Here is a 17,655-nt window from a genome sequence, read left to right as displayed (position 1 = left end):
TCCCCGCCCCCGGGGAGGCCGCCCTCCTCTCCAGCCAACTGCTAGGCTGATGGCAGGTTCCCTCGCCTGTCTCGTTTCCTCCGTAGCATCATGCGTGCCGACTCGTGTCCATGGAGTAGTTGCATGTCTCGACTCTGCCTGGTCCTGCTGTTGCTCTGCTGCGCGCTGCCGGCCCAGGCGCAGCCGCCCGCGCCGCTGGACGGAGAGGACCTGCGCCTGTCCCTGGGCGCATACGCCGAGTACTACCGCGACGCCAGCGGCAAGGCGCGCCTGGGCGACATCCTCGCCTTGCCGGCGCAGGCCTTCGCCGCCCTGCGCGGCGACCACGCGAACTTCGGCAAGAACGCCGCAGCCTGGTGGTTCAGGGTGCGCCTGGACAACCGCAACGGCACCGACCTGGCCGGTTTCCTGGAGATCAACTACCCGCTGCTGGACGACCTCAAGGTCTATCTGCTGACCGCCGATGGGCGCATCGAACAGCAGGAGAGCGGCGACCTGTTCGCCTTCTCCCAGCGCCCGGTGCAGGTGCGCAACTTCTGGTTCCCGCTGCGACTGCCGCCCGGCGAGAGCACCCTGCTGCTGCGCGTGCAGAGCACCAGCACTGTCTACGTGCCGCTGTACTTCAGCACCTACGCGGCCAGCGCGGCCAGCCAGGAAACCCTGATGGGCTTCAACGGGGCCTTCTACGGGGTGCTGTTCGGGTTGTTCTGCTACAACCTGTTCCTCTTCGTCTCGCTGCGCGAGGCCACCTACGCCTGGTACCTGCTGTACAACCTCAGCCTCGGCCTGTTTTCCGCCAGCTTCGACGGCCTGTTGTTCAAGCTGCTGCCCGGACACGTGGCGCTGGAGTCGGCCGGCATCTACCTGCTGATGTACCTGAGCTGCCTGGTGTCGATCCAGTTCAGCCGCGGCTACCTCTACACCCGCCGCGACTTCCCGCGCCTCGACCGCTTCCTCCGCGGCCTGCTGCTGGCCTGCGTGGCCCTGTTGGCCAGCGAGCCGCTGGTGGGGTTGCGCGCCTGGAACGTCCTCGCCAGCCTGACGGTGATGCTGGTATCCCTCAGCCTGCTGCTGGCCGGCGTCCACGTCTGGCGCCAGGGCCTGCGCTACGGCCTCTACTACATCCTGGCCTGGGGCGCGCTGCTGCTGTCGTTCCTGGTCACCACCGCCGCCTCGCTGGGCTTCGAACTGTTCGGCCTGTTCGGCAGCAGCGTGGTCAAGATCGGCATGACCGTGGAACTGGTGACCCTGTCCATCGGCCTCGCCGACCGCATCAATGCGCTCAAGGAGGAAGGCTTCCGCTCGCGCCAGGCGGCCGAGCAGGCGCGGGTGGAGAACGAGGCGAAGAGCCGCTTCCTGGCGAAGATGAGCCATGAGATCCGCACCCCGCTGAATGGCGTGCTGGGCATGCTGCAACTGCTCCGCGACACCCCGCTGGACCGCGGCCAGGCGGCCTACGTGGAGACCATCGCCAGCTCCGGCAGCGCGCTGATGTCGGTGATCAACGATATCCTCGACTACGTTCGCATCGAGTCCGGCAAGCTGCACCTGGAGCGCATCGACTTCGATCTTGAGGAACTACTCTCCGACACCCTGGCGCTGTTCAGCGCCCAGGCCGTGGAAAAACGCCTGCGCCTGCATCTCGGCCTGGACAGGGGCGTGCCGCGCCGCCTCAACGGCGACCCGACGCGGTTGCGCCAGGTACTGATGAACCTGCTCAGCAATGCCCTCAAGTTCACCGCCGAAGGCCATGTCGCCGTGCGCGTGCAGCGGCGCTTCGACGAGGGCGGACGCGAGCGCCTGCTGTACAGCGTCAGCGACAGCGGCATCGGGATATCCGCCCAGGCGCAGAAGACCCTGTTCGAATCCTTCTCCCAGGCCGACTCCAGCACCACCCGCCGCTACGGCGGCAGCGGCCTTGGCCTGGCGATCAGCCGCGAGCTGGTGCAGATGATGGGCGGGCGCATCGAGGTGAGCAGCGAGCCGGGCAAGGGCACCCGGTTCAGCGTCGACCTGCCGCTCAGCCCCGCCCTCGACGCCGGCGAAGCGGACGAACTGGCGCAACTGCTGCAACACCGTCCGGCCCTGCTGGCCAGCGAGGACAACCTGACCCTGGACTGCCTGCAGGCATTGCTGGAGCGTTGGGGGCTGCGGGTCGAACGCTGCCTGCAGCCGAGACGGCTGAACGCCTACCTGGAGGACTTCAGCGCACCGCCCCTGCTGGTCCTGGCGGCGCCCTGGCCGGGGCCGCCGTCGATCTGGCTGGACACCCTCTATGCGCAACTGGAGCAAGGCCAGCGCATCCTCCTGCTATGCCCGCCGCAGCACTGCCAGGACCTGCCGCCGCACGAAGGCCTGCGCCTGCTGGCCCTGGCCCAGCCGGTGGCGGTGAAGGCCCTGCGCGAAGCCCTGCTGGAACTGTACCGGGAGCGGCGCCGACAGCCAGGGCGGAGCAGCGAGGCGGCCCCGGACGAACGCCTGGACGCCCCATGCATCCTGGTCGCCGAGGACAACCCGGTGAACCAGCTGGTGGTGCGCGGCTTCCTCGCCAAGCGCGGCTACGCGGTGCGCCTGGCCGGCAACGGGCGGCTCGCACTGGACGAGTACCTGCGCGACCCGAACGGCATCCAGTTGATCCTGATGGATGGCGAGATGCCGGAAATGGACGGCTTCGAGGCGACCCGCCTGATCCGCCGGGAGGAGCGTGCCCAGGGCTGGCCGCGCGTCCCGATCGTCGCCCTGACCGCGCACATCCTCGACGAACACCGCCGGGCCGGAATCGAGGCCGGCATGGACGCCTACCTCGGCAAGCCGGTGGACCGGGCGGAACTCTATGCCACCCTCGAACGCCTGCTCGGCCAGCCTTCGCGACAGGCATGACAGTACGCGATGCGTCGCGCTAGCATTCGCCGCCATACCGGAGTACCGCCATGCTGATCCCCCACGACCTGCTCGAAGCCGACACCCTGAACAACCTGCTGGAAGACTTCGTCACCCGCGAAGGCACCGACAATGGCGATGAGACCCCGCTGGACGTGCGTGTAGAACGCGCCCGGCATGCCTTGCGGCGGGGCGAGGCGGTGATCCTGTTCGACCCGGAGAGCCAGCAGTGCCAGTTGATGTTGCGCAGCGAGGTGCCTGCGGAGCTGTTGCGCGACTGAGTCGCGGCATCGACCCGCCTGGCGGGGCGGGTTCGCCGCCCTGCACACCCCGGAAACGCCGGACAGCGCCCCCGCTCCGCAGGGCGAATAACCGCTCGCGGTTATCCGCCCGCCCCCTCACTCCTTCGCCCCACCCTCCTCCGTTTCCAACGCCGCCCTGGCGATGTTCCGGCTATGCGCGCCGAAATGCCCGATCAGTTCGATCAGTTGCGCGTTCAGCGCCGCATTGTCGTGGGCCTCGGGGCGTGGCTGGTTGCTCTCGCTGAAGTCCTGCGCGGCGAAGGCCGGGCGGGCGGCCAGCCATTCGCCGATGGCGGCGTCGAAGGCCGCGGCGTGGGCGTTCGACTCGGCGGCCACCACCTCGCGCAAGTAGGTCGGCGAATAGGCCGGATAGGCACCGTCGCGGCGGGTGTCGGCGTAGGCGTCGAGCATCGGCTGCGGGCGGCCGTCGCGGAGCAGGTGGCGCAGCCAGTCGAACTGGTATTTCTCCACCGCGGTATGGCGGTTCGCGACACGCTCGATGGCCGCCTGCTTTTCCTCCGGGTAGCCGAGCAATGCCTTGCCCTCCATCTGTAGCATCGCCGCCAGGCTGGCACCGGGCAGCGGCGTGGAGTGGTAGGGCTGGGTGATGTCCTGGATGTAGTGCATGCCCCAGCCAAGGAACCGGTAGCCCCAGTAAGGATGACCGTTGGCGAAGGCGAAGCGGGACAGGCCGAAGTACTGGTAGGCACGCCATTCCGGCCAGGCCCGGGCGAGGAACGGCGCGCCGCTGTAGATCACCGCCGCCTCGTGGTAGAAGCCCATGTGGAACGGCGCCTGGGAGCTGAACTCGAAGCGCGGGTCGCCGAATGGCTGGGTGCCGAAGCCGTAGCGCTGGCCGGCCTCGCCGGGGTTGTCGCTGAACAGGTTGATGTCGTGGCCGTAGTCCGGTTCGTCGGCGGCGGTGGCCAGCACTGCCAGGGGCGCGACTCGCTCGCCGGGCTCCAGGCGGATGAAACGCCAGGCGGTCCACGGCGAGAGGTTCTGGAACACCAGCACCTCCTGTGGCTTGAGGTGCGGGCGCTGCGGCTGGTCCTGCCCGGGAAGCGGCTGGATCGCCAGCGCCAGGCGGATCTCCGGGTTGACCCGCAGCGCCGCGAGGAACGCCTGGCGCAAGTCGCCGGCCTCGCCGTCGGCGGCGAAGCGCAGGGCGTCCGGACGCGCCGGGTAGTTGCCGATATGCGCTCGGGCGTAGGCTTCCTGCTCGTCCAGCAGGGCGGCCAGTCCGCCGCGCTCGGCGGCGAGGAACGCCTCCAGCGGCTCCACCTCGACTTCCGGCGCCTCGCGGATGGCCGCCAGCTCGCGCAATGCCAGGTAGCTGCCCACCGTATGGTTGGACCAGGCCCACAGGCTCGGCGAGACGACCCACGCCCCCAGCAGCAGGCAACGCAACAGCAACTTCATCGGCTTTTCGCTCTTGTCTCGACTCGGTGCCGGCAAGCCTACCAATGCGGGACACCCAGGGCACTGTCCTGCCTGGACATCGGAACTCTCCGATAGCGCCATCGGACCAATGTCTATCCACGCCGGGCCGGCCCCATGACCGCCATCAATGGCGCCCAGGCGCCAGGCGGCTAGACTTTCCCGACATCAGGCACGCTGATACAAGGCACCCATCTGATGCTCCAGTCCGTTTCGCCCAAGCACGACCTGCCCCTCAAACCCGAAGGCCAAGCGGCCAAGCCAGAACGCACCGGCACCTGGGCGCCGTTCTCGATCCAGGCCTTCCGCATCATCTGGATCTGCAACCTGTTCGCCAACCTCGGCACCTGGGCCCAGTCGGTGGCCGCCGCCTGGGTGGTCACCGACGCCCACGCCAGCCCGCTGATGGTGGCGATGATCCAGGTCGCCGCGGCGCTGCCGCTGGTGCTGCTGTCGATCCTCTCCGGGGTCATCGCCGACAACCACGACCGGCGCAAGATCATGCTCTGGGGACTCAGCTTCGAGATGACCGGGGCGATGTTCGCCACCCTGCTGGCCTTCCTCGGCTACCTCGACCCGGTGCTGCTGATCATCTCCATCCTCTGGATCTCCCTCGGCGGCTCGGTGACCATCCCGGCCTGGCAGGCGGCGGTCAACGAGCAGGTGCCGGCGCGCATGGTCAGCGACGCGGTGCTGCTCAACAGCGTCAACTACAACGTCGCCCGCGCCGCCGGCCCGGCCCTCGGCGGCCTGTTGCTGAGCGCGGTGGGACCGGCCTGGGTGTTCCTGTTCAACAGCTTCTGCTACATGGCCCTGATCTGGGCGATCTGGCAGTGGCGGCGCGACGTGCCCAAGCGCAGCCTGCCGCCGGAAGGCATCCTCGAAGGCGTCACCGCGGCGCTGCGCTTCACCCAGTACTCAACCGTCACCCGCCTGGTGATGATGCGCTCCTTCGCCTTCGGCCTCTCCGCCAGCGCGGTCTGGGCCCTGCTGCCGCTGCTGGCGCACCGCAACCCGGACGGCGACGCGGCGATCTACGGCTACATGCTCGGCGCCCTCGGCCTCGGCGCGATCCTCGGCAGCACCCAGGTCTCGCGCCTGCGCCAGCGGATCGGCAGCAGCCGGCTGATCAGTCTGGCCGGCTTCACCCTGGCGCTGATCCTGCTGACCCTCGGCCTGGTAGACAACCTCTGGGTCCTGTTCCCGGTGCTGATCCTCGGCGGCGGCTGCTGGATCGGCGCCCTCGCCACCTACAACTCGGCGGTGCAGATCCTCGTCCCCGACTGGATCAAGGCGCGCGCCCTGGCGTTGTACCAGACCGCGCTGTACGGTGGCCTGGCGCTGGGTTCGTTCCTCTGGGGCCATCTCGCCGAGACCATGACCGTGCACGGTGCGCTGCTGGCCGCCGGCTGCCTGCTGCTGGCCTCGGTGATCCTGCTATACAACTCGCGCCTGCCGGAAATGGACGCAGCCAGTATTTCCCGCGCGCCGGCGAGCATGCCCGGGCAGCCGAGCTTCGTCTTCAACACGCGGCGGGGCATGGTGCTGGTCTCCATCGAATACCGGATTCCCGCCGAGCGCACCCGCGACTTCGTTCGCGCCGCCCAGCCGCTGCGCCGCCTGCGCCTGCGCAACGGCGCGGAGCGCTGGTCGCTGTTCCGCGACGTGAGCAACCCGGAGGTCTGGCAGGAACTGTTCCTGGTGGACAACTGGATCCAGCACCTGCGCATGCTCGACCGCATGACCCTGGCCGACAAGATCGTCATCGACAACGTCACCGCCCTGCATGCCGGCGACGGTCCGCCGCAGATCCGCCATTGCGTGAGCTACGAGGCCAGCAGCTACGATACGCCGCTGGTGAAGAGCGCCACGCCGCCGGCCAACGACGAGGCGGGCGCGACGGCGGGGAGTTGAGAACGGGGCCTGGCAGTCCCCTGGGGCGGACAGCGCCAGCGGCGTTATCCGCAATCCAACGCCGGCGCGATCACTCCGCCGTCGGCTTCTTGCGCTTGAGCGGCGCCATGCCGTCGGCGCTGACCACCGCCGACGGCCCGGCCTTCGGCCGCGCGGCGGGCTTGCGCTTGGCCGCGGGCTTGGCGGCGGCGCCCTTCCTGTCCTGCTTTTTCTTCTTGCTGCCGGCGGCCTTGCCCGAGGCCTTGAGCTTCTTCGGCCCCTGGTAGGCGGCCTTCAGTTCCTTGATGTTGCGTCGTTCGAAGTTCTGCTTGAGGTAGCGTTCGACGCTCGACATCAGGTTCCAGTCGCCATGGCAGATCAGCGAGATCGCCAGGCCCTCGGCGCCGGCGCGACCGGTGCGGCCGATGCGGTGCACGTACTCGTCGCCGCTGCGCGGCATGTCGAAGTTGATCACCAGGTCCAGGCCTTCGACGTCCAGGCCGCGTGCGGCGACGTCGGTGGCGACGAGGATCTTCACCGCGCCCTGCTTCAGGCGCTCGATGGCCAGCTTGCGGTCCTTCTGGTCCTTCTCGCCATGCAGGACAAAGACCTTGTGCTGGTTGGCGATCAGCCGCCCGGTCAGGCGATCGGCGGAGACCCGGGTATTGGTGAAGACGATGGCCTTGGTGTAGGTCTCGTTGCTCAGCAGCCATTGCAGCAACTGTTCCTTGTGCGCCACGTCGTCGGCGGTGATGACCTGCTGGCGGACGTTCTCGTTCAGCTCGCCGACCTGGTTCAGGCGCAGCACTTGCGGCTCGCGCAGCACCTCGGCGATCACCTTGTTCAACCCGGCGCCGCTGTGGGTGGCGGAGAACAGCAGGGTCTGGCGCTCGGCCGGGCAGGCATTGGCCAGGGCCAGCACGTCGTCGGCGAAGCCCATGTCGAGCATGCGGTCGGCCTCGTCCAGCACCAGCACCTCGATGTCCTGCAACGGCAGGTTGCCGGCGTTGCGCTGCTCGAGCAGGCGGCCGGGGGTGCCGATGATGATCTCCGGGTTCTTGCGCAGGCGCGCGCCCTGCACCTTGAAGTCCTCGCCGCCAGTGATCAGGCAGGCCTTGATGAAGGTGAACTGGGCGAAGCGCTCGACTTCCTTGAGGGTCTGCTGGGCCAGCTCGCGGGTCGGCAGGAGGATCAGCGCGCGCGCCAGGGAGCGCGGCTTGTCCTCGGCCAGCAGGCGGTGCAGCAGCGGCAGCAGGAAGGCCGCGGTCTTGCCGCTGCCGGTCTGCGCCGTGACCCGCAGGTCGTGCCCCTCCAGCGCCTTGGGAATGGCCGCGGCCTGGACCGGCGTCGGCTCGCTGAAGGACAGGCTTTCCAGTGCCTTCAGCAGGCGTTCGTGGAGGGGAAATTGGCTGAACAAGGGAGACCTCGGCATTGCACGTGAAAATGGACAGGTGCATAGCCTAACGGTTGCCGCGCCGGCGCGCAGGCTTTATTCGCGCGGCGCGACGGCCAGCGCCGGCGTCGCAATCGGCTCGACGCCGGGTCGCCGCCAGGCAAGCGCGGCGCGGGCGGCGATCGCAGACTCGTTCGACGCCCGCCGCCCAGAGGAACCAGGTCATGCCCGACGCGCCCGCATCCGCCGCCGAACGCCTCGAACGGCTGCCGCTGAGTCCGTATCACCGACTGATCTTCGTGATCATCGCGCTGGCGTTCTTCTTCGACTCGATGGACCTGGCGATGATGACCTTCCTGCTCGGCTCGATCAAAGCCGAGTTCGGGCTCGACTCGGCGCAGGCCGGGCTGCTGGCCAGCTCGAGCTTCTTCGGCATGGTGATCGGCGCGGCCCTGTCGGGCATGCTCGCCGACCGCTTCGGGCGCAAGCCGGTATTCCAGGCCAGCATCGTGCTCTGGGGCCTGGCCAGCTACCTGTGCTCCACCGCCGGCGACCTCGGCAGCCTGACCTTCTACCGGGTATTGCTGGGGATCGGCATGGGGATGGAGTTTCCCATCGCCCAGTCGCTGCTGTCGGAGATGATCCCGGCCAGCCGCCGCGGCAAGTACATTGCGCTGATGGACGGCTTCTGGCCGCTGGGCTTCGTCGCCGCCGGCTGCCTGTCCTACTTCCTCCTGCCGCTGACCGGCTGGCGCAGCATTTTCCTGGTGCTGGCGCTGCCGGCGGTGTTCGTCCTCGCCATCCGCTTCCTGATTCCCGAGTCGCCGCGCTGGCTGGAGCAGGCCGGCCGGCGCGAACAGGCGGACCGGGTATTGCGCGACATAGAAGCACGGGTGATGCGTTCGCTGGGCCTGACCGAGCTGCCGCCGCCGCTGCGCCAGCCGCAGCGGGAACGCAGCCGTCCGGGCTTCTTCAGCGCCTTCGCCGAACTCTGGTCGCCAGCCTACCGGCGCCGCACCCTGACCGTCTGGGGCCTGTGGTTCTTCGCCCTGCTCGGTTTCTACGGCCTGACCTCCTGGCTCAGCGCGCTGCTCCAGCAATCCGGCTTCGCCGTCACCCAGTCGGTGTACTACACGGTGCTGATCTCGCTGGCCGGGATACCCGGCTTCCTCTGCGCGGCCTGGCTGGTGGAAAGCTGGGGCCGCAAGCCGAGCTGCGTGCTGATGCTCCTCGGCGGCGGCGCGATGGCCTACGCCTACGGCCAGACCGCGGTGTTCGGCGGCAGCCTGGCGCTGCTGATCGGCTTCGGCCTGGCCATGCAGTTCTTCCTGTTCGGCATGTGGGCGGTGCTCTACACCTATACGCCGGAACTCTATCCGACCTCCGCGCGCGCCACCGGCTCGGGCTTCGCCTCGGCGGTCGGGCGAATCGGCTCGCTGCTCGGCCCGCTGGTCACCGGGCTGGTCCTGCCGCTCACCGGCCAGGGCGGGGTGTTCACCCTCGGCGCCCTCTGTTTCGGCGTCGCCGCCCTGGTGGTCTGGGCCTTCGGCATCGAGACCCGCGGGCGCACCCTGGAGGAGCTTGCCGGCTGAGCCCGCGCGTCGGCGGAAAACCTTTGTAGACACGTCGGGGATGCGATCCGGCGCCCGATGGGGCACTCTTGGTTCCTTTGTGCGTTCCCGGCCCCCGCGTCGGGATCTCCGTTCAACCGCGGGGCCGGCCCGTCCCCCCCCGCCCGCAACAAAGGAAGTCGCCTGTCCATGGACTCCACATCCCTTCTCGACCAGCTCTCCGGGTACTGGTCGGCGCTCGACCAACACCCTATCCTGCACGCCGGCCTGGCCTTCGGCCTGCTGCTGGTGGGCGCCCTGATCCTCGGCCGGGTGGCCCGCTACATCGTCCTCTACGCCGCCAACCTGCTCGCCCGCCAGCCCGCGCTGCACTGGCTCGGCGACCTGATCCGCAACAAGGTGTTCCAGCGCCTGGCGCAGACCACGCCCTCGCTGCTGGTGCAATTCGGCCTGCCGTGGATCCCGGAGATGCCGGACAAGGCCGCGCACTTCCTCGGCAACCTGGCACTGGCCTTCACCGTGCTGTTCCTGATCCTCGCCCTCACCGCGCTGCTGAATGCCCTGCTGGACATCTACGCGCGTACCGAGCACGCCCGCACCCGTTCGATCAAGGGCTACGTGCAACTGGCGAAGATCGCCGTGTTCGTGTTCGGCGCGATCATCATCGTCTCGATCATCATCGACCGCTCGCCGCTCCTGCTGCTGTCCGGCCTCGGCGCGATGTCGGCGGTCCTCCTGCTGGTCTACAAGGACACCCTGATGTCCTTCGTCGCCAGCGTGCAGCTCACCAGCAACGACATGCTGCGGGTCGGCGACTGGATCGAGATGCCGCAGGTCGGCGCCGACGGCGACGTGGTGGACATCACCCTGTACACCGTGAAGGTGCAGAACTTCGACAAGACCATCGTCTCGGTGCCGACCTGGCGCCTGATGTCGGAGTCGTTCAAGAACTGGCGCGGCATGCAGCAGTCCGGCGGACGGCGGATCAAGCGGGCGATCTACGTCGACTCCAGCCAGGTGCGTTTCCTCGACGAGAAGGAAGAGCGGCGCCTGAGCCAGGTGCGCCTGCTCACCGAATACATGGCCCGCAAGCAGACCGAGTTGCAGGAGTGGAATGCCGCCAACGGCGGGGTCGCCCCGCTGGCCGCCAACCGCCGCCGGCTGACCAACATCGGTACGTTCCGCGCCTACGCCCTCGCCTACCTGCAGAACCATCCGGACATCCATCCGCACATGACCTGCATGGTCCGCCAGTTGCAGCCGACCGCCCAGGGCATCCCGCTGGAGATATACTGCTTCACCCGCACCACCGCCTGGGTCGACTACGAGCGTATCCAGGGCGACGTGTTCGACTACCTGCTGGCGGTGATGCCGGAGTTCGGCCTCGGCGCCTACCAGCAGCCCAGCGGCCAGGACCTGCGCCAGGGGCTGCAAGGCATGCTCGAAGGGCGTGACGCCGGGGCCCGCTCGTTCGAGGCGCTGGCCGCGCCGAGCCGCAGCGACGAAGCCACCGCCTGAACCGAGGAAAACCGTCCATGAAACCGCACCTGACCTACTACGTCGCCGCCAGCCTGGACGGTTTCATCGCCCGCCCCGACGGCAGCGTCGACTGGCTCGACCGTTTCGCCGAGGGCGGCAACGACCACGGCTACAAGAGCTTCTACCAGGGCATCGACGGCCTGCTGATGGGCCGCGGCACCTACGATATCGTGCGCGGCTTCGGCGACTGGCCGTATCCGGGCAAACCCTGCCAGGTACTCACCCGCAACCCGCAGGAAAGCGCAGCGGAAGGCGTCGAGTTGCGCCACGTCACACCCCAGGAAGGCCTCGCGCGCCTCGGCGAACAGGGCTGCCGGCGGATCTGGCTGGCCGGCGGCGGCAGCCTGGCCGGTAGTTGCCTGGCGGCCGGGCTGCTCGACGAGGTGATCGTCAGCGTCATTCCGCAACTGCTCGGCGCCGGCATCCCGCTGTTCGCCGGCGGCCGCGAGCGGCGCCTGCAACTGCTGGAACAACATGGCTACAACAGCGGCATCGTACAGATGCGCTACCAGGTGATCGCCGAGGACGACCCGCAATGACCGACAACCTGCTGAGCATTTCCGCCGCCTGCCTGTTCGACGATCAGGGCAACCTGCTGCTGGTGCGCAAGCGCGGCACCCAGGCCTTCATGCTCCCGGGCGGCAAGCGCGAGCCGGGCGAAACGCCCCTCGCCGCGCTACAGCGCGAACTGCTGGAGGAACTGCGCCTGCCGATGGGCGCCTCGACCTTCGAGCACCTCGGCAGCTTCCAGGCGCCGGCGGCCAACGAGGCGAACACCCGCGTCGATGCCGATATCTACGTCGCCCGCCTGCCCCACGCCGTCTGTGCGCAGGCGGAGCTGGAGGAACTGGCCTGGCTGGTCCCCGGCCAAGCGCAGCCGGACAATCTCGCGCCGCTGCTGCGCGATCATGTCCTGCCGGCCCTGGCGCGGCGCGCGGCGGAAAACCCGGAAACCCAGGCCGAACACCGGACGCGCCCCGATCATGTGCGCTGAGCGCTAGCGCTCCCGTCAACGAAAAAGGCCACCTCGGGGTGGCCTTTTCGCGTTCTCGCACCGATCGCGCGGAATATCGGCGGTTAACGCCTCTCCCTTGTGCGCAGCCTGCGGCTAAGCCTCAGAACGAAGTCCGGCGGTAGGCACGGTAGCGCGGGAACCAGAAGTTCGCCTCGATGGCGTCGTTCAATACCTCGTCGCTGGTATGCAGGGCCTTGCCCTCGGCCTGGGCCTGCTTGGCCACGGCGACGGCGATGCGCTTGCTGACCTCGCGGATGTCACCCAGCGCCGGCAACACGGCGCCCTCGCCCTGGGTAACGATCGGCGAGCAGTTGGCCAGGGCGTTGGCCGCGGCCATCAGCATGCCTTCGGTGACCCGGTTGGCCCGCGCGGCGATCACCCCCAGGCCGATGCCGGGGAAGATATAGGCGTTGTTGCACTGGGCGATGGGAATCCGCTTGTCGCCCACCTGCACCGGTTGGAACGGGCTACCGGTGGCGACCAGCGCCTGGCCGTCGGTCCAGTTGAGGATTTCCTGCGGAGTCGCCTCGACCCGCGAGGTCGGGTTGGACAGCGGCATCACCAGCGGCTGCTTGCAATGGCTGTGCAGCTCGCGGATGACCTCTTCGGAAAACAGCCCGCGCTGCCCGGAGACGCCGATCAGCACCGTCGGCCGGGCATTGCGGATCACTTCCAGCAACGCCAGGTCGTCGCCCTGCTGGCCGCCCCAGGCACCGAGATCGGCGCGCTTCTGCGCCAGGCGGTGCTGGAAGTCGAGCAGGTTGCTCATGTCGTCGGTGAGCAGGCCCCAGCGGTCGACCATGAAGATGCGCCGACGCGCCTGGGCCTCGTCCAGGCCCTCCAGTTGCATGGCGGCGATGATCTGCTCGGCGATGCCGCAACCGGCGGAGCCGGCGCCGACGAAGGTCACGGTCTGCTCGCTGAGCTTCTCGCCCTTGGCCTTGCAAGCCGCCAGCAGGGTGCCCACGGCCACCGCGGCGGTGCCCTGGATGTCGTCGTTGAAGCAGCACAGCTCGTCCTTGTAGCGCTCCAGCAACGGCATGGCATTGGTCTGGGCGAAGTCCTCGAATTGCAGCAGGACGTTGGGCCAGCGGCGCTTGATGGCCTGGATGAACAGGTCGACGAACTCCTCGTACTGCGCCCCGCTCACCCGCTCGTGGCGCCAGCCCATGTACATCGGGTCGTTGAGCAGGTCCGGGTTGTTGGTGCCGACGTCCAGCACCACCGGCAGGGTGTAGGCCGGGCTGATACCGCCGCAGGCGGTGTACAGCGACAGCTTGCCGATCGGGATGCCCATCCCGCCGATGCCCTGGTCGCCCAGGCCGAGGATCCGCTCGCTGTCGGTGACCACCACGATCTTCACGTTGTTCTTGGTGGCGCTGCGCAGGATGTCGTCGATCCGCTCGCGGTCCGGGTAGGAGATGAACAGGCCACGGTGGGTCCGGTAGATCTTCGAGAACTCCTGGCAGGCCTGGCCGACCGTGGGGGTGTAGATGATCGGCATCATTTCTTCCAGGTGCTCCTCGAGCAGGCGGAAGAACAGGGTCTCGTTGTTGTCCTGGATCGAGCGCAGGAAGATGTGGCGGTCCAGATCGGTGTTGCACAGGTTGTACTGGCTGTAGGCGCGCTCGGTCTGCTCCTCGATGGTCTCGATGTTGTGCGGCAGCAGGCCCTGCAGGTTGAAATCGATGCGTTCCTGGGTACTGAACGCGCTGCCTTTGTTCAGCAGCGGCATCTCCAGCAGCGAAGGGCCGGCATGGGGAACGTACAAGGGACGCTTGGCTGTTTCGGTCATATCTGGACTCGCTTCTACGGGCTTCACTCGGGTACGGGGACCACGAACATACCCCCGGCGCAGAGGCTTTCCAAGGCCACGGCGAACAACAGGTCATTGCCGGACCCGCAAGTATCGCCACTTGCATGGCGAAACCGGCGCGTCACATCCGGAACCGACCATTCGACGAATGGTCAGAAGGCTGGCGTCAAAATAGGTCACAATAGCCGCCGCTTTCGTAGGGGAATACGCTGGGAACGCCGATGAGTCCCCGATTTTCCTTCGTGAAGCCCGTTATCGCCGGGACAACCTGAATGCATCCAGGCCCGGAAGCAGTTGGCCGTTTCGTTTGACGGCCTGGTCGGAAGAGTCAGGAGGGCTCGTTCCGGTCACCCAGAAGACACTCCGATGAACAGAGAGTAACCACGAACCAGCGGAAGCCTGGACCGTTATTCACGCACGCGAAGACATGCCGAAATGCGTTCACCCTTTTTGACATGCCTGTCTGTAGGCTTCGCGGCCCTTCTGGCCGCCCTCTCGACGCCCAGCCTGGCTTCCAACCAGGTCACCCACACCTTCAAGCCGTCGAAGAATTCCACCCTGTCGCCCAGCCGGGTCGTCAGCACCCGCCAGTCCGCCAACCGCTCGGTGGTCGCGGCCGCCGCTTCCGAAGTCACCGACCGCGCCTTCAGCATGATCGGCACCCCCTACCGCTGGGGCGGCACCACGCCGAAGAAAGGCTTCGATTGCAGCGGCCTGGTCAACTATGTGTTCCAGGACGTCGACGACGTCGACCTGCCGCGGACCGCCCGCGCCATCTACAACATGGACAACAACAAGGTCTCCCGCGGCAAGCTGCAACCGGGCGACCTGGTGTTCTTCCGGATCCGCAGCCGCAGCGTCGACCACGTCGGCATCTACGTCGGCAACGACCGCTTCGTGCACGCGCCGCGGCGCGGCAAGAAGGTCCGCGTCTCCGACCTCAACAGCAGCTACTGGAAACGCCACTACCTGGCCGGCAAGCGCATCCTGCCGACCACCCTCGCCCAGGTCGAAAGCACCCGCAAGCGCTGATTCCGGCGCCTGCGGCTCGCTCAGATGCCCCGCCGCGCCTGTTTCCTCAGCAGGCGCGCGCTGTCCCAGCCGGTCAACAGCACCGCCAGCCAGATCGGCGCGTAGGTCCATAGCTGCTCGGGACGGAACGCCTCGCCGAGGAACAGTACCGCCACCAGGAACAGCAGCACCGGTTCGACGTAGCTGAGAATCCCGAACAGCCCCATCGGCAGCAGTCGGCTGGAAGCCATCATCGCGCCGAAGGCCAGCGCGCTGATCAGCCCCAGCATCGGCAGCAACAGCCACAGGCGTGGCGCCTCGCGGAAGGCCTGGCTCTCGTCGCCCAGCCAGTACAGCGCGGCCAGCGCCAGCGGCAGCAGGAAGAGCATCTCGAAGACGAACCCGGACAGCGCGTCCACGCCCATCCTGCGCCGCAGCATGAAGTACGGGGGATAGCCCAGCGCGGTGACTAGGGAGACCCAGGAGAACGCGCGGGTCAGCCAGAATTCGTGGAGCACCCCGGCCAGCGCGCAGGCCACGGCGATAGCCTGCAGCGGCGTCAGGCGCTCGCCGTAGAACACCCGCCCCACCAGCACCATCGCCAGCGGCAGGAGGAAGTAGCCCAGCGACAGTTCAAGGGTCTTCCCGGCCAACGGCGCCCAGATGAAGATGCCCCATTGCAGCAACATCATCGCCGCGGTCAGCGGGAAGCAGGCCAGCAGCCAGGGCTCGGCGAACAGCCGGCGCCAGGCGGCGCGCAGGGTCGGCCACTGGCGGGTGGCGACGACCAGCAGGAATACCATCGGGATCGACCAGACCACCCGATGCGCCACCACCTGCAAGCTGTCCAGCGGCTCCAGCAGGTGGACGTAGCCCGGCAGGGTAACGAACAGCACCGAGGCGGCCAGCGACAGCAGCACGCCCTGTCCGGAAATCCTCATGCACGCACCTCGCGCCGGCCGAGCCGGTTGACCCACAGCGAAGCGACGATCACCGCGCCGCCCAGGGCCAGGCGCGGCAGGTCTGCGTGCTGGTTCCAGATCAGCAGGTTGAGCAGCAACCCGACCGGCACGTGCAGGTTGTTCATCACCGCCAGGGTACCGGCGTCCACCTCGGTGGCGCCCTTGTTCCACCAGAACTGGCCGAGGGCGGTGGCCAGCAGCCCCATCCATACCAGTACGCCCCATTGCAGCTCGCCGGCCGGCAGGCGCTGCGGATCGCCGAACAGCAGCCAGGCAGGCAACGCCACCAGCAGCGCGCCAACGAAGAAATAACCGAAGCGCTGGCGCTGCGGCAGCTCGGACGGGTACTTGCGCACCAGGCGCTTGTACAGCACCTGGCCGGCGGCGAAGGTGGCGTTGGCCAGTTGCAGCAGCAGGAAGCCCTGGAGGAACTCGCCGGTGATCCCGTCGTAGCGGATGATCGCCGCGCCCAGCACCGCCACCAGCGCGGCGGCCAGGGCCCAGAAGTTGAAGCGGCGATTGAGCAGGTCGTCGAACAGGGCCACGTGGACCGGCGTCAGCACGGTGAACAGCAGCACCTCGGGCACCGTCAGCACGTTGAAGCTCAGGTACAGGCAGACGTAGGTGATGCCGAACTGCAGCGCGCCGACCAGCATCACCCCGCCGACGAAACGCGGTTCGACGCCGCGCCAGCGGGTCAGCGGGAGAAACACCAGGCCAGCGAGAAGGACCCGGGTAAGCACGGCGAAGTAGCTGTCGACCTGGCCGGCGAGGTACTCGCCGATCAGGTTGAAGGAGAACGCCCAGAGGACGGTGACGAACAGTAGATAACGCATGGACCAGGCACCAGGATGGGGCGCCGACCATAACGTTTTTGCCGCCGCCAAGGAAGGCCGCGCGGGCCCGCGGCCAACCTCGCCGCCCCTGTACTACTTGCCGTGCGCGGTGGGCCAGCGGTATTCGAGCCAGTGCTCCATGCGCTGGCGCAACAAGCCGCTCTGCTCGGCGATGTGCAGCCACTGGTCGACGTAGCGCTTGAAGGCCTCGTCGCGCGGCAGCAGGTAGGCCTTCTCGGCGAAGTCGAAGGGTTGCTGCGGATGCACGGCGCAGAGTTCCGGGTGCAGACGCGACTGCAGGCGGGCCTCGATGGCGTCGGTCATCATCAGGTCGGCCTTGCCGTCGACGATCTGCTGGAAGATCGTCACGTTGTCCGGATGCACCAGGATCCGGGCCTTCTTCAGGTTCGCCCGGGCGAACTTCTCGTTGGTGCCGCCGGGGTTGACGATGGCCGTCACGCCCGGCTGGTCGATCTGCTCCAGGGTCTGGAAACGCGCTTCTTCGCTACAGAGGGTGATCGGCGTCTTGCCGTCGCGCAGGTAGGGAATCGAGAAATACGCCTGGCGCTGGCGCTCCAGGTTGATCGAGATGCCGCTCATGGCGATGTCGAAGCGGTCGTCGGCGAAATCGCGCATCAGGTTCGGCCAACTGGTCGGCACCACTACCAGCTTGGCCCCCAGGCTCTCGGCCAGGCGCTGCGCCATGTCCACGTCGAAACCGGCGTAACCGCCCTCTTCCGTGCGGTAGCTGAAGGGCTTGTAGTCGCCCGTGGTGGCGACGCGCAGCACGCCGCTTTCGAGGATGCGGTCGAGGCGGCTCTCCTGCGCCTGGAGGCTGGCGCTGGCCAGCAGCGCAAGGCAGGCCAGGGCCTGGACGAGATGGCGGAATGACTTCGGCATGGCGACTCCTCGGGATGGCGGACCGCAGAGAGACTACGCAAGTCGGCAGCCGCGGCCAAATCCCGGAATGCAGGGGAACGCCCGATGACGCCGGGGC

At 67.8% G+C, this 17,655-nt stretch carries 14 protein-coding genes; 8 read left to right on the top strand and 6 right to left on the bottom strand.

What is annotated here, in order from left to right:
- Window positions 1-123: 123 nt before the first annotated feature.
- Entirely contained in the window at window positions 124-2,880 is a 2,757-nt protein-coding gene (locus M6E97_RS04170; protein ID WP_267262521.1) for a hybrid sensor histidine kinase/response regulator, read from the top strand.
- Window positions 2,881-2,930: 50 nt separating this feature from the next.
- Entirely contained in the window at window positions 2,931-3,161 is a 231-nt protein-coding gene (locus M6E97_RS04165; RefSeq protein ID WP_003091959.1) for a YheU family protein, read from the top strand.
- Between the two features lie 117 nt (window positions 3,162-3,278).
- Here the strand turns inward: M6E97_RS04165 and M6E97_RS04160 are convergent, their stop codons facing one another.
- Window positions 3,279-4,604, bottom strand: a complete 1,326-nt coding sequence (locus M6E97_RS04160) for a phospholipase (protein WP_034064904.1) — start codon at window positions 4,602-4,604, stop codon at window positions 3,279-3,281.
- Window positions 4,605-4,820: 216 nt separating this feature from the next.
- Here M6E97_RS04160 and M6E97_RS04155 point away from each other — a divergent pair, with 216 nt between their 5' ends.
- Window positions 4,821-6,536 (top strand): MFS transporter, encoded by a 1,716-nt coding sequence (locus M6E97_RS04155; RefSeq protein WP_003103747.1) that lies wholly within the window; start codon window positions 4,821-4,823, stop codon window positions 6,534-6,536.
- 70 nt (window positions 6,537-6,606) lie between these two features.
- On the opposite strand, the gene M6E97_RS04150 is transcribed toward M6E97_RS04155, so the two are convergent.
- A complete protein-coding gene (locus M6E97_RS04150) occupies window positions 6,607-7,947 on the bottom strand; it encodes a DEAD/DEAH box helicase (protein WP_003122185.1) in 1,341 nt (446 codons plus the stop codon).
- 185 nt (window positions 7,948-8,132) lie between these two features.
- Here M6E97_RS04150 and M6E97_RS04145 point away from each other — a divergent pair, with 185 nt between their 5' ends.
- The 4 genes from M6E97_RS04145 (at window position 8,133) to M6E97_RS04130 (ending at window position 12,012) form a co-directional block, all read left to right on the top strand.
- Window positions 8,133-9,500: an MFS transporter gene (locus M6E97_RS04145; RefSeq protein ID WP_003091973.1), complete on the top strand. Its 1,368-nt coding sequence runs from the start codon at window positions 8,133-8,135 to the stop codon at window positions 9,498-9,500.
- Between the two features lie 168 nt (window positions 9,501-9,668).
- The gene (locus tag M6E97_RS04140) at window positions 9,669-10,997 is read left to right on the top strand and encodes a mechanosensitive ion channel family protein (RefSeq protein WP_003091979.1); all 1,329 of its coding nucleotides are present in this window, start codon (window positions 9,669-9,671) and stop codon (window positions 10,995-10,997) included.
- Window positions 10,998-11,014: 17 nt separating this feature from the next.
- Window positions 11,015-11,557 carry a dihydrofolate reductase family protein gene (locus tag M6E97_RS04135; RefSeq protein WP_003111057.1) on the top strand — a complete coding sequence of 181 codons (543 nt, stop codon included), beginning with the start codon at window positions 11,015-11,017 and terminating at the stop codon, window positions 11,555-11,557.
- Window positions 11,554-12,012 carry an NUDIX hydrolase gene (locus tag M6E97_RS04130; RefSeq protein ID WP_003113894.1) on the top strand — a complete coding sequence of 153 codons (459 nt, stop codon included), beginning with the start codon at window positions 11,554-11,556 and terminating at the stop codon, window positions 12,010-12,012. The genes M6E97_RS04135 and M6E97_RS04130 overlap by 4 nt, the downstream gene beginning before the upstream one ends.
- A gap of 121 nt (window positions 12,013-12,133) precedes the next feature.
- Here the strand turns inward: M6E97_RS04130 and M6E97_RS04125 are convergent, their stop codons facing one another.
- Window positions 12,134-13,828 carry an NAD-dependent malic enzyme gene (locus tag M6E97_RS04125; RefSeq protein WP_003103761.1) on the bottom strand — a complete coding sequence of 565 codons (1,695 nt, stop codon included), beginning with the start codon at window positions 13,826-13,828 and terminating at the stop codon, window positions 12,134-12,136.
- A gap of 456 nt (window positions 13,829-14,284) precedes the next feature.
- Between M6E97_RS04125 and M6E97_RS04120 the strand changes: the two genes are divergently transcribed.
- Complete coding sequence (locus tag M6E97_RS04120) at window positions 14,285-14,881, top strand: C40 family peptidase (RefSeq protein WP_003103763.1); 597 nt, start codon at window positions 14,285-14,287, stop codon at window positions 14,879-14,881.
- A gap of 20 nt (window positions 14,882-14,901) precedes the next feature.
- Here the strand turns inward: M6E97_RS04120 and rarD are convergent, their stop codons facing one another.
- The 3 genes from rarD to pheC all read right to left on the bottom strand — a co-directional run bounded on the left by rarD (window position 14,902) and on the right by pheC (window position 17,558).
- Window positions 14,902-15,801: an EamA family transporter RarD gene (gene rarD, locus M6E97_RS04115; protein ID WP_003091995.1), complete on the bottom strand. Its 900-nt coding sequence runs from the start codon at window positions 15,799-15,801 to the stop codon at window positions 14,902-14,904.
- Window positions 15,798-16,658 (bottom strand): carboxylate/amino acid/amine transporter, encoded by an 861-nt coding sequence (locus tag M6E97_RS04110; RefSeq protein ID WP_003092000.1) that lies wholly within the window; start codon window positions 16,656-16,658, stop codon window positions 15,798-15,800. Before M6E97_RS04110 ends, rarD begins: the two co-directional genes overlap by 4 nt.
- A gap of 93 nt (window positions 16,659-16,751) precedes the next feature.
- Entirely contained in the window at window positions 16,752-17,558 is an 807-nt protein-coding gene (gene pheC / locus M6E97_RS04105; protein WP_003092003.1) for a cyclohexadienyl dehydratase, read from the bottom strand.
- Window positions 17,559-17,655: the final 97 nt, after the last annotated feature.

Source organism: Pseudomonas sp. B111, from assembly GCF_026428275.1.
Lineage (GTDB): Bacteria > Pseudomonadota > Gammaproteobacteria > Pseudomonadales > Pseudomonadaceae > Pseudomonas > Pseudomonas aeruginosa.
Note: the sequence above shows the minus strand (reverse complement) of the source record. Positions and strands in the feature narration are given on the sequence as shown.

What these genes read in the sequence shown, in the direction of transcription:
- M6E97_RS04160 (WP_034064904.1), bottom strand. Translation starts at nt 4,604, where the DNA reads ATGAAGTTGCTGTTGCGTTGCCTGCTGCTGGGGGCGTGGGTCGTCTCG.
- M6E97_RS04165 (WP_003091959.1), top strand. Translation starts at nt 2,931, where the DNA reads ATGCTGATCCCCCACGACCTGCTCGAAGCCGACACCCTGAACAACCTG.
- rarD (WP_003091995.1), bottom strand. Translation starts at nt 15,801, where the DNA reads ATGAGGATTTCCGGACAGGGCGTGCTGCTGTCGCTGGCCGCCTCGGTG.
- pheC (WP_003092003.1), bottom strand. Translation starts at nt 17,558, where the DNA reads ATGCCGAAGTCATTCCGCCATCTCGTCCAGGCCCTGGCCTGCCTTGCG.
- M6E97_RS04110 (WP_003092000.1), bottom strand. Translation starts at nt 16,658, where the DNA reads ATGCGTTATCTACTGTTCGTCACCGTCCTCTGGGCGTTCTCCTTCAAC.
- M6E97_RS04145 (WP_003091973.1), top strand. Translation starts at nt 8,133, where the DNA reads ATGCCCGACGCGCCCGCATCCGCCGCCGAACGCCTCGAACGGCTGCCG.
- M6E97_RS04155 (WP_003103747.1), top strand. Translation starts at nt 4,821, where the DNA reads ATGCTCCAGTCCGTTTCGCCCAAGCACGACCTGCCCCTCAAACCCGAA.
- M6E97_RS04125 (WP_003103761.1), bottom strand. Translation starts at nt 13,828, where the DNA reads ATGACCGAAACAGCCAAGCGTCCCTTGTACGTTCCCCATGCCGGCCCT.
- M6E97_RS04150 (WP_003122185.1), bottom strand. Translation starts at nt 7,947, where the DNA reads ATGCCGAGGTCTCCCTTGTTCAGCCAATTTCCCCTCCACGAACGCCTG.
- M6E97_RS04170 (WP_267262521.1), top strand. Translation starts at nt 124, where the DNA reads ATGTCTCGACTCTGCCTGGTCCTGCTGTTGCTCTGCTGCGCGCTGCCG.
- M6E97_RS04140 (WP_003091979.1), top strand. Translation starts at nt 9,669, where the DNA reads ATGGACTCCACATCCCTTCTCGACCAGCTCTCCGGGTACTGGTCGGCG.
- M6E97_RS04120 (WP_003103763.1), top strand. Translation starts at nt 14,285, where the DNA reads ATGCGTTCACCCTTTTTGACATGCCTGTCTGTAGGCTTCGCGGCCCTT.
- M6E97_RS04135 (WP_003111057.1), top strand. Translation starts at nt 11,015, where the DNA reads ATGAAACCGCACCTGACCTACTACGTCGCCGCCAGCCTGGACGGTTTC.
- M6E97_RS04130 (WP_003113894.1), top strand. Translation starts at nt 11,554, where the DNA reads ATGACCGACAACCTGCTGAGCATTTCCGCCGCCTGCCTGTTCGACGAT.